The following is a 12,997-nucleotide window of genomic DNA, read 5'->3' as shown; positions in this document are numbered from 1 at the left end:
CAAGGTATAGATAAGCAAAAGGTAGGCAAGCATGTCTGCCTTTTTTGCTTTATCGTTGTTTGTTTTTAATGAAAAGCCACCAAATAGTTAGCCAACTGTAGCGGATAATTTTTTTTCTTCATTATAGTTTCACAAGTACCAACCTGCTTATGCCTTTAACGTATGGTAAATAGTATTAACCTATTTTACAATGCAAACACCTATTGCGACCTACCGCATACAATTTCATAAAGAATTTAATTTTCAGTCTGTTTCCGGGATTATAGATTACTTACAAAAATTAGGCATCAGTACTATTTATGCATCGCCTATTTTTAAGGCCGCTTCCGGAAGTACGCATGGCTACGACGTGGCTGACCCAAATCAGGTAAACCCGGAAGTGGGCACCCCCGAAGAATTTACTACCTTATTAACTACACTAAAAGGTAAAAAGCTTAGCTGGCTGCAAGATATAGTACCCAATCATATGGTGTTCAGCAGTGAAAACCAGTTACTGATGGATGTACTGGAAAAAGGTTATGCCTCGCCTTATAGTAGCCATTTTGACATAGAATGGAATCACCCGAATGAAGCTTTACGGAAAAAGCTGATGGTGCCCTTTCTGGGTTCGCCTTATCACGAAATATTGAAAAAAGGCGAGTTGCAATTTAAGTACACCGATGGTCTTTTCTGTATAGCCTATTATGACCTGCAATTGCCCTTACGTATTGAGTCGTATCCGTTATTGATTGGTAAAAACATGGTAGCGCAGGGCGGGCAGGAAAATGAGTTAAGCAAACTATCGCATGAACTGGTAGAAGCATTTGCCGCTATTGCCAGTGTAAAAGGAGAGGAGCGGGTTGCTCAGATGGAAAAAGCCAAGCAGGTATTGTGGCAGGCCTATACAAGCAACAAAGCTTTTAAATCACATGTAGACAAACTACTTAAAGCCTTTAATTCTAGTATAGAGAAAAAACACCAACTATTGGCTTTTCAGTATTTCCGCCTGGCTTACTGGCGAGTTGCTAACCGGGAAATAAATTACCGCCGCTTTTTTAATATCAATCAACTAATTAGTATACGCGTAGAAGATCCGGCTGTATTTGCCCAGACACATCAATTTATTTTTGAACTACTATCTAATCCGGCGGTAAGTGGTGTCCGCATAGATCATATAGATGGCTTAAATGATCCCTTATCGTATTTGCAGCACTTGCGGGAGAAAGCCCCGGAGGCGTACATTGTAGTGGAAAAAATATTAGAACAAGGTGAAAAGTTGCCCGGAAACTGGCCGGTACAAGGCACAAGCGGGTACGATTTTCTTACCTATTTGAATAACTTATTTTGCTATCATCCCAACAGAGAACAGTTTCATCAGGTATACTCCGGTTTCATCGGCAAAAAATTTACCTATGAAGAACTGCTGTACGAGAAAAAGAAATTTGTGCTGGAACGGCTCTTCGTAGGTGATCTGGAAAAGTTATTTCTGCAATTCAAGCGGCTTTCGTTTTATATTCCGGAAGGCGTAGATATTCTGCAATCCGATTTACGGCAAACACTGGGTGTATTACTGGCCTGTTTTCCGGTATACCGTACCTATATTAATTCGCCTGCCGTATCGGAGCAAGACAAAATCTATATAGAAGAAGCTTTCCATAAAGCTGAATCTTTATTGCCTGATCAAAAAAATACTTTACTATTCCTCAGGAAAATTTTGTTGTTGGAGTTCCCTAAGAACTTAAATAAGCTGAAAATGAGCAACTGGCTAAAAACCGTTATGCAGTTCCAGCAAATTTCTGGGCCACTAATGGCAAAAGGATTAGAAGATACAACCTTCTATATATTCAACCGGCTTATTTCCCTTAATGAAGTAGGAGGCGATCCGGAGGTGTTTGGTATTTCTATCGAGGAATTTCACCAGTTTAACCAGGATCAGCTGCAACATTGGCCTTTGAAGATAAATGCTTCGGCAACGCATGACACTAAACGCGGAGAAGATGTAAGGGCACGTATTAATGTATTGTCGGAAATTCCGCAAGAGTGGGAAGAGCAAATAAAAAAATGGCATGAACTAAATAAACCACTACAAGGAAAGAATAAACGGGAAGCATGGTCTATCAGCAATGAAGAATATTTTCTGTACCAGAGCCTGGTAGGCGGATGGCCAGTGGAAGATTCGCTGCCAGAAAACTTCGCAGACCGTCTATCAGAGTATCTATTGAAAGCAATGAAAGAAGCTAAAGTAAATACCAGCTGGTCGACGCCGGACGAAGAACATGAAGAGCAAGCAGTTGCTTTTGCTAAAAAGATACTCGACCCTTCACATGGATTTATTCCCGCTTTCCGTCCGTTCCAGAAAAAAGTGGCACATTATGGCGTATTCAACTCACTGGCTCAAACGGTGGTAAAACTAATGTCCCCAGGAGTGCCAGATATATACCAGGGTTGCGAATTATGGGATTTGAGCTTTGTTGACCCAGACAACCGCCGTCCGGTTGAGTACCAGATCAGGCAAAGCTACCTGGAGCAGATACAAGCAAAACTAAAAACAGATCGGCAAGGCTTACTAGCTGATTTGCTAAAGACGAAAGAAGACGGACGGGTTAAATTATTTACAGTGTATATGTGTTTGCAGCTACGCAACCAATATGTTGCTTTATTTAATGAAGGTAGCTATATTCCTTTGCAGGTAAGTGGCAAATACAAAGAGCATATCCTTGCTTTTGCCCGGCAAAAGGACGGACAATCTGTTATTACAGTTGTACCCCGCTTTCTGACAAAAGTAATTAGTGACAAACAATTGCCTTTAGGTGAAGCTGTGTGGGCAGATACCGCAATTGAATTGCCAAAATCAATAGAGCCCGGTAATTGGGAAGATGCTTTTTCAGAGAAAAGTATGAAAAGTACTGGTAAACTATTAGTCAAAGATCTTTTCAAAGATTTTCCGGTAAATGTATTAGTAAAAACATAAATATTTCTCAACAGGAAACTAGTTTAATCTTCATAGGGTAGCCATTTGTGGCTACCCTATATTTGTTATACACCGATTATAAAATCGGTATAGTTCATTTGTTATGTAGCATCTTCCGGAGACCGATATTTATTTAACCTGCCTATACATATTTATTAATAGAAGAAGACAGTAGAGTAAAAGCTGTTTACCTTTTGTATACTTTCTTTTTTAGTGTTGTTCACCTGCTGTATACCTATAAAATTAAATTCTTCTGCTTAGATACGTTTCCTTTGTATCGTAATCAGGCGGCTGGGTTGGACAAATCACCATTTTATTACCTGCCTGGCTTACTGCAGGTGCTTAAGTACCTGTTACTTGCAATACCTATTTTTCATAAAGGCCAGAGGAGGCCAACAAATTAGTAAATAAACTATATAACAACTATAACTTTCAACACTAAAACAATGAATCAAAAACCATCCAATGCTTTTGTTGCTGCTTCGTGGGTAGCCTTAATTGCCGGAGTAATTACGTTTAATGTAGGTCTTTGGAATGCCGAAATGCTATTAAATGAAAAGGGATATTATTTTGTGGTACTCATGTATGGCTTATTTTCAGCCATCTCACTCCAGAAATCGGTAAGAGATCAGCTGGAAGGCGTACCAGTGACTACTATTTATTATGGCTTAAGCTGGTTTTCTACAGTGTTAGCTATTTTATTATTAGTAGTAGGCCTATGGAACGCCACCTTAACGGCTAGTGAAAAAGGCTTTTATGGCATGGCTTTTACCTTAAGTTTGTTTGCTGCCATAGCTGTTCAAAAAAATACCCGCGACAATAAGAAAGAAGAAATTAACGCCTAATAGTAGTGTAAAAAACAAAAGTATAAATGCAGTACACTGGTTTCAAAGATCATATACTTTTTGGAGCCAGTGTTCTTTTTCAATAGGCAACGTATCTTCTTTCCTTATTTAAAATATCTAGCTTTTAAATTGTAAACTAGCCATAGCACTATGTTTAAAAGCCCTGCCAAAAGGAAGCCATTTATTCCGGATTTCTACCCCTTCCTGGCTAATACAAGTTACTGCCTTTGCTGATACCAGAAACGACCGATGTATCCGGATAAATGCCTCTGATGCAAGTTTTTGTTCGAGCTGGCTGATGTTCTCCCTAGTAGTAAGTACCTGGTTATGTAAGTGTATTTTCACATAATCGTCCAGGCTTTCGATGTAAAGAATATCCTCTACATACAGTTTGTGCATCTTCCGGTCTGCTTTTATATAAATAAAGTGTTTTTGGCCTTCTGTATTTACGGCAATGGAGGTTGATGCTGTTTTGCGGTCAAAAAATTTATTTACTGCCTTTACCATTCGCTCGAAGGCAATAGGCTTCAGCAAGTAATCTATTACATCCAGATCAAAGGCTTCTGGAGCAAAATCGCGGTAGGCAGTAGTAATAATAACAGAAGGTGGATTCTTCAAGGTGCCTATTAATTTTAGTCCATCTATCTCTGGTAGCTGAATATTTAGGAAAAGCAGGTCAACTGACTTGCTTCTGAGAAAATTGCTTGCTTCAATGGCATCTCTACATTCGGCTGCTAGCTCTAAGCCTTCTATTTTAGAAGTATGGGAAAATACAAGTTTCCGGGCTAGAGGTTCATCATCTATAATTAGGTATTTATATTTCATAGCTTGGAGGTTAGCAGTGGAGTAGCTTCTACTTTATCTGGTAGTATCAGATGAACCCAGAACTGATTAGGTAAGCTGCTATCGATAGAAAATGAATAGGTATTGGTATACAAATGCTGAAGCTGGCTGCGTAGATTTTCCAGGCCTATTCCCTTACCTGCATTAGTATCTTTACAACTATTGCCGACATGGATATAAATATGGTTATTCCTTCCTTCTACAAGCAGGTGTATCCACGACTTACCGGCTACCTGCATTACTCCATGTTTAAAACTATTTTCTAATAAGGTAATAAGAAGCATGGGACCTATGTTTTTGTCGGTTTTGCACCCTTCTATTGTTGTTTCTACGTGCACCCGGTCGTCATAGCGGAGTAATTCCAAAGCTATATAATTTTCCACCTGCTTTAGCTCTTTTTCCAAAGGAACAGATATGGCTTTTCCTTCCTGCAATACATAATCGAGGATTTCGCTTAAAGCTAAAATTGCCTGGGGAGCCTTATCTGACTTTTCACTGGCCAGGTAATATAGATTATTTAGGGTATTGAACAGGAAATGAGGGTTGAGCTGGGTTTTCAAAAATCTAAGTTCTGCCTCCAGTTTTTCATGCATCAGCTGTTGGTATGCCTCCCTGGATTGCCGCCATTGCCGTAGTAGTTTAAGAACTAAGCCAAAAAAGACTACCATCAACAAAGATGCAAGCAGGAAAAAAATATCCACCGATGCCGGATTCATATTACTCAACTGCAACTGAGCTATCACTACAAAAGTAATACTGGCCACCACCATTTCCAGGAACAGAGAACCAATAATGGTATAGAGAAAATATAGAGCAAATAACTTGTACTTTTCCCGCATAAAATACCGCGGGACCAGAAAGTAGGTAAGAAAATAAGTAGTCCCAACAGTAATAGGCATCAATAAGGTTACAAACACAAAAGTTTGCAGGTAATTGCTACTGGCACGACCAAAGAAAATGACATATACGGCAAGTATACATACCCAAAAGATAGTATGCAGCAGCCATCGCCTGCGGAAAAAAGGAACCCAATGTAAACGTTCAATAGACTCCATAAATGCTTGCTACCCATACATATTTATGAAAAAAAGAAGTACCTCGCCAGAAAGGTAAAGAAAGAAATAAGTTACCATTCCTTTTCTACCGAAAAATACACCCTTTCGCCATATCCCTCACAAAAAAAGGTATATCTTTCTCTTCTGTATCCGGTAGTCATAAATAATAGATTGACGCCATCATTCTTCGTATGCTTGCTTAAATAAAACACTTATACGTATGTTTAGATTACATGTAGAAGGAGGAATGGAATGGATGTTTCCACTAACGTTAATGCTCCTTTTTTTAATTGGCTCAATTGCCTATGTGAGTTATTGTATCGTTACAGGTAAATATGTAGCTATAAAGTGGCTGGAAACAATAAAACACGCAGGTATGCTTGCTTTGGCCTGGGGAGCTTTGGCTACCGTGTATGGCTTATCGGCAATGTTTAAAAGCTTACAAACCCTTAAAGAAGTGCCTCCACTTGAAGTGTTGATGGGAGGTTTGCAGGCATTACTCATAGCCTTGCTGTATGCACTCAGTATTTTTATTATTTCCCTACTAGCGTATCTGTTTCTAAAATTCAAAGTAAAAAATGCTGTACAGGAGCAAAACTAAAACTTTTAATATTTTTAGGTCAAAAAAAGAGGCTGCCTCAGTGAGCAGCCTTTTTTAGTTTAATTGAAATTGTAAAACTATGCACTTATTTTTTCAGCTGACATTTGCCGGAGATTAAACACTATCCGGTCGCAAATCTGATTGATGCGGTTAACCGACTGTGTCAGGTGTATGGGATTACTATGCATATTGGTGGTTAATTTTTTGCCGTTTTGTACTTCCATGATCAGCTCTTCTTCTTTTAACATATGAAACAAGGTTTTCATATAATGAGCGGCAGAATCCAGTAAGGAGCTATCTTTGGTTAGCAGCGCTTTCTGATAATTAGTTTTAAACTGCGAAAACGATTGGATGGCCAAGGTAATAATCTGGTGCTGGGCTGCCGGATCGCCAGCGCATACTTCTATCAGGCTGCTATACAACGTGCGGTATGAGGTAAACGGCTCTGCTTTAGGAGACATAGGCAGCGGAGTATCTTGTTGCAAGTGAATATTGGTTTTGTTTTGTGAAACGTATTGTAAAATCTTTTGAAATAATTCATTCGGGTTTATAGGTTTGGCTGCAAAGTCAGTAATGCCTGCCGCTAAAGCCCGGTTTCGTGTATCTAGTATAACTGCCGCCGTAACAGCAATAATCGGAATATGTTTGTATCTGCCGCCCAGGTCGCGAATGGCTTTGGTTGCTTCATAGCCTCCCATTTCCGGCATTTGCAAATCCATTAAAATCAGGTCATATTCTTTTTCTTGTACTTTGTTAATGGCTATAAGTCCGTTGTTGGCATAATCCGGCTTAATGTTTAGTTGCTTCAGAAATTTAGTGGCAACCAGCTGATTAATTTCATTGTCTTCTACCAGTAGCAAGCGTACATGGCTTAAATCAATGTCTGAATAATCTATTACCTGACTGGTAGGGGTAATTCTTTCTTTTAGGCTTCTCTTGAAAGCCAGAGTAAAATAAAATACAGAACCTTTTCCATGGCTGCTTTCTACATAGATCTGGCTGTTTTGCAATTCCAGCAAACGTTTGGTAATGGCTAGTCCAAGGCCGGTGCCTCCAAACCGGCGGGTAATATCAGTTGTTTCCTGCGTGAAGCTCTCAAAGATATATTCCAGTTTGTCCTTTGCTATGCCTATTCCTGTATCAATGACGGCAAAGTTGATTTTAAGGGTTTGTCCTTCATCGCTTTCCAGCATCACATCTATAGTTACAGAGCCTTTTTCTGTAAACTTTACAGCATTGCTTATGAGGTTATTCAATACCTGGGCCAACCGGACAGGGTCGCCTACCAGCAACTCAGGCAGCGTTTTATCCAGCCGGATGTTTATTTTTATATTTTTCTCTTCTGCTTTATGTTGAAGGGAGTTTTTTAAGTTGTATACCAGTTCCTTCAGATCAAAGTCTGTCTCTTCAAAAATCATTTTTCCAGCTTCTATTTTACTTAAATCGAGTATATCATTAATTAACACTAATAAATTTTCAGATGAGAACTTCAGGGTTTGTAAGTTTTCAATTTGTTCGGGCCGGGGATTTTCCTGCAAAAGTAAATGCGTCATACCCAGCACAGCATTCATGGGGGTGCGTATCTCATGGCTCATAGCCGACAAGAAAGATTGTTTGGCCGCAGCGGTTTCTTCAGCCTCTACTTTGGCTTGTATCAAGGCTTCTCCCTGTTTGGTGCGGGCCGTAATATCCTCAAACACATACACTACCTGATGAGCCGCATTTTCCAGCTGCGAAGTGAGTACCCGTAGTACTTTGTTGTTGGTTAAGCGTACTTCTGTTTCATTGTGGCCAGGGATCGACGGCAGATCAAAGCCATCAAGGTTGAGCTTACTTTCTCTGTCAGCCATCATCCGGAGCAGGTAAGGCTTTACCTCACTGTGGTGGGTCAATTCACCGGTTCGGAGGCTAAATTCCAGATGTTCCAGGTTCCATAACTTACAAAAAGCATGATTGGCATATAAGATGGTATCCGTATGCATGTCTGCGATGTACCAAGCCCAGGGAAATGCATCTACTACCTTTCCGGTAATAGTTGTTCTATCGACAATGTGTTCATTTACCGGTAAAACCACAGATAGGCTAGACGATGCCTGGATCATTGCCGCACAGGCATCTGCCAGAGGGCTTAAAAATGTAACAATATTATCCGGATATCCGATGCGGCAACCAGCCAGCCCAAGTACAGCTATTACTTGGTGTTTATAAAAAACAGGAATACCTACAAAAGCAAAGGGCTGGTGTTCATTCTTAGAAATATCTTCCAGTACAATTGCCTGTTTGCTTTTGGCTGCTTTCTCCAGCAAAGCAGTGAGGTTAACCTGTTGAGAGTGTTGCCGTTTTGAAGGATGTATACCAACACTTCCACTGGTAGCTACTGCTATAGATTTTACTATATTTCCTTCTGCTCCAGGTATATGAGAATCAACAAGCTTTCCGATATAGCCGTATTCACTTTCTGTAATCTCCATCACACTCTTCAGGAGTATTTGCAGGATAGTACTCAACGATTCACTTCTGTCGATAAAGGCAGACTGTGCTTTGTGTATTACCTGCAATAAGTCATAATTCTTATGAAGTATGCGTTCCACCATGGAGATCAGGTTTGAAATGTTAAAGTTATTTCTTGTAGTTGCTTACAGCTACATAATAGCTGTCTGCCGGATCATTTTTTACTGTTTCATTACATGCGTAGGAAAACATTTCTTTAACATATTCCCTTGCCGTCTTTGCCTTTACCGCTTCACGCCTGTATTGTTTACAGGATACGGGTAAAGCGGTGCCTATCACACGGTTTGCTTGGTATTTTTAGTGCTTACCGGCTATTCTCCTTCCATAGTGCCTGAGCTGCTTCCTGATTTTGTTATTCCATCTTACTCAAGACATATTCCGGAAGTTGCCCGCATGCCCCATTGCCTATTTTCCCTTGTATCAGGCTTGTTATATTAAATTTATATAAAATAGATGATAGTATATGGATGCCCGGGGGATGGGTACACCCCTTGCTGTATAGCCAATAGTGTATGATACCACCCAAAATCACAGGAAACTGGTACTGGCAACTTAGATTGGTAGAAAAACGGTTATAAGCCCTATAGAAAAGATTTTGTACAAAATGAAAAGTAACCTAAAGAATAGTAGAAAGTTGTAAAAATCCGGCGTCCAGAAGGAAAGTTAGGTAGCTTAAGAAAACAGTTATGGCCATTTTCCGTAGAAACCTTGCAAGGCATTTACAGAAAAATGTCGGAAAATCAATATTTAAAAGCTATGGAAATGATTATAAGAAAAATAAAAACAGGATTACTAGCAGCAGTAATTGTATTGTCAGCATTTTATTCATGTGATTCTACAGAAAAGAAACGGGAAAAAACCACCGATGCAATTCCTTCTGAGCGGTTTGAGGAGGCAGGCAGAGCAGATTCTTTAACCAACAACGAGGTAAATTCAGATAACGACGGAAATGATGGCACCATGAATGGGAGTATGCCTGAGCATGTAACAGAAACAGGTCCCGGTACCAAAAAAGACAACTAACTGTAAACCAATAAAAGAGTGAGCCTGGCTACTAGTAGTCAGGCTCACTCTTTTATTGGTTTATTACAGTAGCCTTGATGGCTACTTTGTCTAAGGGCCACTCTTCTTTATCTGTTTTTAAAGCGGCTATTTTGCTTACCACCGATAACCCTTCTACCACTTCCCCAAAAACTGTATACTTTCCGTCTAACTGAGGTACGCCTCCCACGGTTTTGTAGGCAGCCCGCTGGGCAGGACTAAGGGTTAGCTTAAATTCTTTTTCTATAGCATCCAGCTGCGGGTCTGTTAGTTTTACACCTTGTACAATATAAAAATAATGAGAAGAAGAACCAGCTTCATTGTCGTTCTTAGCCATAGCGACGGCCCCTCGTTTATGAAAATGCTCAGGATGAAGCTCCATTGGAATCAGATACCTGGGAATGCGCATCTTTCGTTTATCTGAATCTCCACCCTGAATCATAAAATCTTTTACAACCCGGCTGAACTCTGCTTCATCGTAAAATTTCTTTTTAGTAAGCATGATGAAATTTGCCCGGTGCAGTGGAGTATCATCATATAACCGTATTTTGATGTTGCCCAACCTGGTGCTGATTTGTACCAGCTTCTCCGGATTTTCCTGGCCATACTTGGTTAGTACTTCTTTGGCATTCTGCGTGTTGATATTCAGGCCAATGCTCGGAGTCTCTTCTTTTTTGTCCGGAGCCTTATCTTTGTTTTGTTTCTCCAGGGCTTGATTATATGCTTTCTGAAAACGGTCGTTAGAGGAATTGCCGCAACCAGCTACCCACAAAACAGTAAGCAGCAACAGGCAGTTAATAAGTTTACTTGGGTTATTCATATTTACAAATATACAAAATGGTCAAAAGAATATGGGTTGTATGGTGTATTACCCTAGCACTCTTTGCTGCTTTCATGTAATGAGAAAAAAGCCGGAAGAGTATATTAAGTCCATGCATTTGAAATTAATTATACGGCATCCAGCTACCTGATAGATAAAACAGGCAGCTTTGCAAGCGAAGAATTTTGGCAAGCCCCGTATTATTGGTATATTTTGGTAATACCAGATGAGTTTGCTGGGGTATAGCTGAACAGAAAACAACTAATAAATCTAAAATACCGGTCATGCTTGAATAGTTTTTCACGCTGACACGTTAAAATTCATTATTTTTTCTGACATTAGCTGCTATTGAAGCTAACAGATTTTGCCGTACCCTATTTAAATTATCTGATACCGGCTCTATTAAGCAGCCGGTTTCTGTGTTTTCTTAGCTCATAACCAGTTGTATCATTAACCAGTTTACGTAAAAGTACCTCTTCATCAATTTAGCTTTATGGAAAAGAAATATAAAATCCTGGTTGTAGACGATGATTTTATTAACAATATTATTACAGAAGAAATAATCCGAAACACTGGCCTGGCAGATGAAATTTATCTGGCTACTAATGGGCAGGAAGCAGTAGAATTTATTAAACAGCATTGTCTGGCAGGTACAGCCGGACAGGGGATAGATTTAATTCTGTTAGATTTGAATATGCCGATTATGGATGGCTTTGAGTTTCTGGAAAAAATAGATAGTTTCTCATTGAGGCACCCTTTAAAGATTGTGGTGCTTACTACCTCTACCGATAACCGCGATATTGACAGGGCATACAAATACCCAATAGCCGGGTTTCTTAGCAAACCGCTAACCATAGATAAGTTTACCAGCTTGTATGGAAAGTTGCTGCCGGAGTAAAACTAACGGGCTTGTGGCGTCAGATTCGGAAGCACAACTTTGGTAGACATACCTTTGTTGCTAGGACTTTCTATACTAATGGTGCCCTTTAATTTCTCAACCGCCTGTTTAACAATATACATGCCCAACCCCGAACCATCAGACTTGGAAGAGGCCCGGTAAAATATCTGGAATATATTTTTCAGATGCTCTTTGCTCATGCCTATTCCATTATCTGTGAAGGTAATCTGGGCTTGCTTTTCATCTAGCCGGATGATTATGTACAAATAGCTGCTGGGCTCGTAGAGATTCTGGTATTTTATGGCATTAGAAATGATATTCTGGAAGATTACCCGGATGCGTAACGGATCACTATAGAAGTCGCATTCTCCATGCAATACCCATTGTTTCTTTATCCGCTTAAAGTCTGTCATAAACTCCAAGTCGGTTAATACCTCCTGAATAATTTCTTCAAAATTGATCTTTTCGAAAGAAATTTCGCTGCGGTTTATTTTCAGATAGTTCAGCATAGACTTCAGAAACGCATCCAATTTGGATACCCGGTTTTCAATCAGGTCTATGTAGTTTTTAATGATTGGCAGGTCTTCTTCCAGTTTAGCCAGATTGACCAATCCAAGAATGGTTACCAGGGGCGAACGAAGATCATGAGATACTTTGTATACAAACTGGTCCAGCTCGAAATTCCGTTCACTAAGCTCACTGCTGGTTTTCTCCAGGCGGGCATTGGTTTCCAATAAATCTTCCTGGTTCGCTGTTAGTTCTTCGTTGGTAGCCCGGAGTTCTTCTTCCTGTACTACCAAATCCCGGTTATTATCTTCCAGTTGCCGGATTAACAAGTGGTACCGTTCTTCAATCGTTTTATGATGCGTAAGGTCGGTGATTACACCCAGAATAAAACTTTCATGAAGCTCAGCATCCATTACAATGCTTGCATGAAGTTGTACCGGAAGCAGGCTGCCATCTTTTTTGAGATACCGTTTTTCGGTGATATACTGGAAAGCTGACTGAGGGGTAAGTTCCTTCATGAGTTCAAGCTCACGGCCAACATCTTCCGGATGCGTAATATCATTAACGCTCAGCTGTAAAAGTTCTGCCTTGGTATAGTTCAGCATCCGGCATAAAGCCGTGTTGACTTCTTTGAATTTCCCATCCAGACTTATAAAAGCTACTCCTGCCGGAGAGTTTTCAAACAATTTAATTGTATGCTTCAATGTACCTACTAGGTTGAAAAATGTGGTTTGTACTAATTATTTTAACTAAATGTACCGGTTATAATAGGTACCTCTAGCATCACATTTACTTCTGCTGTTGCCAGGCAAAAGAGTATTAAAATTTTACATCATTGAAGTTACAGTTATCTGAATGCTTATCATGTCTTGTATTTCTTGTAAAGAGGCAAAAATATTGTATTAAAGGGAATAACAAAACAAATG

10 protein-coding genes are annotated in these 12,997 nt (G+C 39.8%); 5 read left to right on the top strand and 5 right to left on the bottom strand.

Annotation, left to right across the window (positions count from 1 at the left end; translation table 11 throughout):
* The first annotated feature begins 190 nt into the window (after positions 1-190).
* Positions 191-2,950, top strand: a complete 2,760-nt coding sequence (treY, locus tag Q0590_RS06365) for a malto-oligosyltrehalose synthase (protein WP_302036663.1) — start codon at positions 191-193, stop codon at positions 2,948-2,950.
* A gap of 446 nt (positions 2,951-3,396) precedes the next feature.
* The gene (gene yiaA / locus Q0590_RS06360) at positions 3,397-3,795 is read left to right on the top strand and encodes an inner membrane protein YiaA (protein WP_302036662.1); all 399 of its coding nucleotides are present in this window, start codon (positions 3,397-3,399) and stop codon (positions 3,793-3,795) included.
* 117 nt (positions 3,796-3,912) lie between these two features.
* On the opposite strand, the gene Q0590_RS06355 is transcribed toward yiaA, so the two are convergent.
* Together Q0590_RS06355 and Q0590_RS06350 are read right to left on the bottom strand one after the other, a co-directional pair.
* Positions 3,913-4,620, bottom strand: a complete 708-nt coding sequence (locus Q0590_RS06355) for a LytR/AlgR family response regulator transcription factor (protein WP_302036661.1) — start codon at positions 4,618-4,620, stop codon at positions 3,913-3,915.
* Positions 4,617-5,693: a sensor histidine kinase gene (locus Q0590_RS06350; protein WP_302036660.1), complete on the bottom strand. Its 1,077-nt coding sequence runs from the start codon at positions 5,691-5,693 to the stop codon at positions 4,617-4,619. Before Q0590_RS06350 ends, Q0590_RS06355 begins: the two co-directional genes overlap by 4 nt.
* A 220-nt stretch (positions 5,694-5,913) precedes the next feature.
* On the opposite strand from Q0590_RS06350, the gene Q0590_RS06345 reads away from it, so the two are divergent.
* A complete protein-coding gene (locus tag Q0590_RS06345; protein WP_302036659.1) occupies positions 5,914-6,294 on the top strand; it encodes a MotA/TolQ/ExbB proton channel family protein in 381 nt (126 codons plus the stop codon).
* A gap of 77 nt (positions 6,295-6,371) precedes the next feature.
* Here the strand turns inward: Q0590_RS06345 and Q0590_RS06340 are convergent, their stop codons facing one another.
* The gene (locus Q0590_RS06340; RefSeq protein ID WP_302036658.1) at positions 6,372-8,888 is read right to left on the bottom strand and encodes an ATP-binding protein; all 2,517 of its coding nucleotides are present in this window, start codon (positions 8,886-8,888) and stop codon (positions 6,372-6,374) included.
* A 673-nt stretch (positions 8,889-9,561) separates the two neighbouring features.
* Here Q0590_RS06340 and Q0590_RS06335 point away from each other — a divergent pair.
* Complete coding sequence (locus Q0590_RS06335; protein WP_302036657.1) at positions 9,562-9,828, top strand: hypothetical protein; 267 nt, start codon at positions 9,562-9,564, stop codon at positions 9,826-9,828.
* 52 nt (positions 9,829-9,880) lie between these two features.
* Here the strand turns inward: Q0590_RS06335 and Q0590_RS06330 are convergent, their stop codons facing one another.
* Entirely contained in the window at positions 9,881-10,666 is a 786-nt protein-coding gene (locus Q0590_RS06330) for a peptidylprolyl isomerase (protein ID WP_302036656.1), read from the bottom strand.
* Between the two features lie 493 nt (positions 10,667-11,159).
* Here Q0590_RS06330 and Q0590_RS06325 point away from each other — a divergent pair, with 493 nt between their 5' ends.
* Positions 11,160-11,564, top strand: a complete 405-nt coding sequence (locus tag Q0590_RS06325) for a response regulator (RefSeq protein WP_302036655.1) — start codon at positions 11,160-11,162, stop codon at positions 11,562-11,564.
* Between the two features lie 2 nt (positions 11,565-11,566).
* Here Q0590_RS06325 and Q0590_RS06320 read toward each other — a convergent pair whose 3' ends face one another.
* Positions 11,567-12,775, bottom strand: coding sequence for a sensor histidine kinase (locus Q0590_RS06320; protein WP_302036654.1), 1,209 nt, complete (start codon positions 12,773-12,775; stop codon positions 11,567-11,569).
* Positions 12,776-12,997 lie beyond the last annotated feature (222 nt).

This window comes from Rhodocytophaga aerolata (genome assembly GCF_030503435.1).
Classification (GTDB): domain Bacteria; phylum Bacteroidota; class Bacteroidia; order Cytophagales; family 172606-1; genus Rhodocytophaga; species Rhodocytophaga aerolata.
The sequence above is the reverse complement of the archived record's forward strand: the minus strand, read 5'-3'. Positions and strand labels throughout refer to the sequence as shown.

What these genes read in the sequence shown, in the direction of transcription:
- treY (WP_302036663.1), top strand. Translation starts at nt 191, where the DNA reads ATGCAAACACCTATTGCGACCTACCGCATACAATTTCATAAAGAATTT.
- yiaA (WP_302036662.1), top strand. Translation starts at nt 3,397, where the DNA reads ATGAATCAAAAACCATCCAATGCTTTTGTTGCTGCTTCGTGGGTAGCC.
- Q0590_RS06355 (WP_302036661.1), bottom strand. Translation starts at nt 4,620, where the DNA reads ATGAAATATAAATACCTAATTATAGATGATGAACCTCTAGCCCGGAAA.
- Q0590_RS06350 (WP_302036660.1), bottom strand. Translation starts at nt 5,693, where the DNA reads ATGGAGTCTATTGAACGTTTACATTGGGTTCCTTTTTTCCGCAGGCGA.
- Q0590_RS06345 (WP_302036659.1), top strand. Translation starts at nt 5,914, where the DNA reads ATGTTTAGATTACATGTAGAAGGAGGAATGGAATGGATGTTTCCACTA.
- Q0590_RS06340 (WP_302036658.1), bottom strand. Translation starts at nt 8,888, where the DNA reads ATGGTGGAACGCATACTTCATAAGAATTATGACTTATTGCAGGTAATA.
- Q0590_RS06335 (WP_302036657.1), top strand. Translation starts at nt 9,562, where the DNA reads ATGGAAATGATTATAAGAAAAATAAAAACAGGATTACTAGCAGCAGTA.
- Q0590_RS06330 (WP_302036656.1), bottom strand. Translation starts at nt 10,666, where the DNA reads ATGAATAACCCAAGTAAACTTATTAACTGCCTGTTGCTGCTTACTGTT.
- Q0590_RS06325 (WP_302036655.1), top strand. Translation starts at nt 11,160, where the DNA reads ATGGAAAAGAAATATAAAATCCTGGTTGTAGACGATGATTTTATTAAC.